Annotated in this window: 2 protein-coding genes; both read right to left on the bottom strand. The window is 47.7% G+C overall.

What is annotated here, in order from left to right:
• Positions 1-637: 637 nt before the first annotated feature.
• Positions 638-1,489 carry a glycosyltransferase family 2 protein gene (locus CJZ82_RS17350; protein WP_094556979.1) on the bottom strand — a complete coding sequence of 284 codons (852 nt, stop codon included), beginning with the start codon at positions 1,487-1,489 and terminating at the stop codon, positions 638-640.
• Positions 1,486-2,508 carry a glycosyltransferase family 2 protein gene (locus CJZ82_RS17355; RefSeq protein ID WP_094556980.1) on the bottom strand — a complete coding sequence of 341 codons (1,023 nt, stop codon included), beginning with the start codon at positions 2,506-2,508 and terminating at the stop codon, positions 1,486-1,488. Before CJZ82_RS17355 ends, CJZ82_RS17350 begins: the two co-directional genes overlap by 4 nt.
• Between the last annotated feature and the right edge of the window lie 280 nt (positions 2,509-2,788).

Raw genomic sequence — 2,788 nt, forward strand, 5'->3', positions numbered from 1 at the left:
ACGGGGGCCTGGATTGCTGAGGGTCAAGCCGCTATAGGTTTCTGCGGCCGGGGATGGTTGATGCTCACAACCTGTGACTGACTTTGAATCAGCCCTGGGTGTTGACGCCTCGCCCCAGCGGGTGGGGCCATTTCAGATCGCCTGCAGCGCAACGCTTCTCTGGTGGAGCCAGGGGGCCAGGGTATTCGGTGCTGCGGCTCCCCCTTTAGGAAGCACGTACTTTCCGCACACGTATGGGGACTCGGGTGGACCGCATGGGCAGCGGCGATCTCCTGAAGCGTTCTGCGACCTGAAATCGCCTCCATGGCGACCTACCGCAAGCGGAAGCCTTCGGCTAGGGCCTTGAACTCGGGGCTGTGCGTGGGCGTTTGCTCATGGGTGGGAGCCCCTTGTCAGGGGCGATGTCCCGCCTCACAGGTAAAAGATGGGGCCTGTCCAGAAAAGCCAGACCACCTCAAACCGGATGTGACCTGGATCAATAAACCTGCTAGAGAACCCGATTTCACAGGTCCGATGCTATCAGCGAAGGCCGTCTGATTAGCTGCCAAGTGGTGCGAGCACTCCTGAAAATCACCACCTCGGCGTCCGATTCGGCACGGCCAGATCTTCCTCCAGCCATGAATGCCAGCCGAGAGTGTCACTTTGCAAGGTCTGCCTTGGGGCAGCCAAATAAGATATCAGTAGATTCATAAGAGGCTAATTTGGCTGTATACTTAAGAAATAAGTATTCAGCCACTTCAAGGACTTTCGGGGTAAGCCTTTTCACCATGGAATCATCGTGAACTCGATATTTAGCGAGCAGCTTTGGACAGGCATGAATTTGGTGGCCCGCAAGCCCTAACGACAGCCATAGATCATAGTCTTCCCAGCCGTGAATCATATTGTGATCATACATCCCAACATCGAATAGCGCTGTTTTTCTAAACATTGCCATGGCATCAATGTAGTTCGACTGTAACAGCAAACTAATGTCGAAAGGTCGGTCAGAGACAAAACCTAAAGCCTCTCCCGTTTGAGAATTATACTTAGAGATAAGTGGGTAAACTGCTGATAGTGCTGGGTCTACGAGACAACGAAAAAGCTCTGGCAAGCAACCAGGAGAAATTATATTATCCGCATCTAGAATAAAGACTGCTTGACCTCGAGACATGCGAATTCCCAAATTTCTTGCTTCGGGGAGCCCCCCATTGAAATGTCTACGAATTAGAAGGGCCTTATAGTCGTCGTGATTATCTAGCCAGCTAACCACTGTCTTCAGTGAGCAGTCAGTAGAGGCATCATCAATAATGACCAGCTCAATGCTCAGAGAGCAATCCCGTAGCATTGAATCGGCTACGCTATCTAGGCATTCACCAATATACTGAGCATAATTATGCAAAGTTACTACTACTGATATGTCTATATCTTGAAGAGTCTGATATGCAGTAGTCTCCTGCAAAGACCATTCCTGCGCTGCAGAAGTGTGCAAAGTGGGTGGTATCATTGTCATCGGATGACTGGGAAGAGGCCCCCCTCAGCGGCGACCTCACTTTGAGCGTCAATATAGCCATGAATAGTCTTAGCTCGAAAAGCGCGGAAATAAGCATAGTGAAGTAGATTAATATAATAGTTCATGTCTACCAAGGATCCAGGCTTTGTCGTAGGTAGACATCGGACCATGGCGTCCAAACGACGAGCAGCCGAGACTACATCGTCAAGATTATTCTCGATTAATTCCCACTCAGCATTAAATCCAGAAAAGGCAATCGATTTAGCAAGTGATTTGTCCTCAGGATACAAAGATAGAAACTTACTGCCTGACTTGCCTTGAAGGTAGCATCTACGAAGAAAAGCGTCGATATCAATTAATCGGATCATAGTATTCACTGCCTGCTTCCAAAATACCACATGCAGACCATGACGGCTAAGTCGATATCCGAGTTCAATATCTTCAAAGCCAAACTTAAAGACTGGATTGAAAACTCCATGAGAAAGGAGATACTTGCGCTTGCACGATGTTCTGCCGCCCCAAAATCGATCAAATTGAAGATGTTGATTCTCTGGGATAGAACTAAATGTAAACAAATGCCCGCCCTTGCCCGTTACAAAGCCCATCAAAGGATCTGATTCTAAGTTTGCTGCAAGTCTGGTAAAGCCAAGAATAGCAATGTTTGGATCATGATATTTGACGTGAGCACGAAGGTGCTGCTCCAGTAAATTGCTATCAGATAAATCGTCATCATCTAGGAATAAGACGATAGGCGCTTTAGCATGGAATAATCCATGATTCTTGGCGGATGCAAGGCCTGAGTGATGTTGATAGACATACTTAAAGGGGAATACACAAGCAAGGCGTTCGGCGACTTGTCTTGTCTCCTCACTAGAACCATCATCGACTACGATGACTTCATACTCACTGGAATCGAGTGTTTGCGTGGCTAAACTCAAAAGCGCTTTGACAAAGAGCTGAGGACGATTGTAAGTAGTAATTATAGCCGAGATCTTTGGAGCAGGGGGATTGGACTTCATGTGCACTCCAAGAATGACTCGTAAATTCGAAAGGACTGATCGTAAGTCAGATGTGGGCGAGTATCAAAAAAACTTTTCATTCGAAGGCTAGTATCTGAATAGTCATAATAGGAAACAGGCTTTCGCAGTGAATGCTCAATTGGAACCGAATCAATAATTCCCATTGTTAAGCCCTTAGACTCAAGGGCACCTCGAATAATCGGTTAAATCGGCGGCAACAAGAAAGCAGGAACCAACTCAGCCCGGCATGCCACGGCTACACCAAGGGCCATATCGCACA

It is taken from the genome of Synechococcus sp. 1G10 (assembly GCF_002252625.1).
Lineage (GTDB): Bacteria > Cyanobacteriota > Cyanobacteriia > PCC-6307 > Cyanobiaceae > Regnicoccus_A.

Bases quoted from the DNA above. Each gene is read 5' to 3' on its own strand.
- CJZ82_RS17355 (WP_094556980.1), bottom strand. From the start codon at position 2,508: ATGAAGTCCAATCCCCCTGCTCCAAAGATCTCGGCTATAATTACTACT.
- CJZ82_RS17350 (WP_094556979.1), bottom strand. From the start codon at position 1,489: ATGACAATGATACCACCCACTTTGCACACTTCTGCAGCGCAGGAATGG.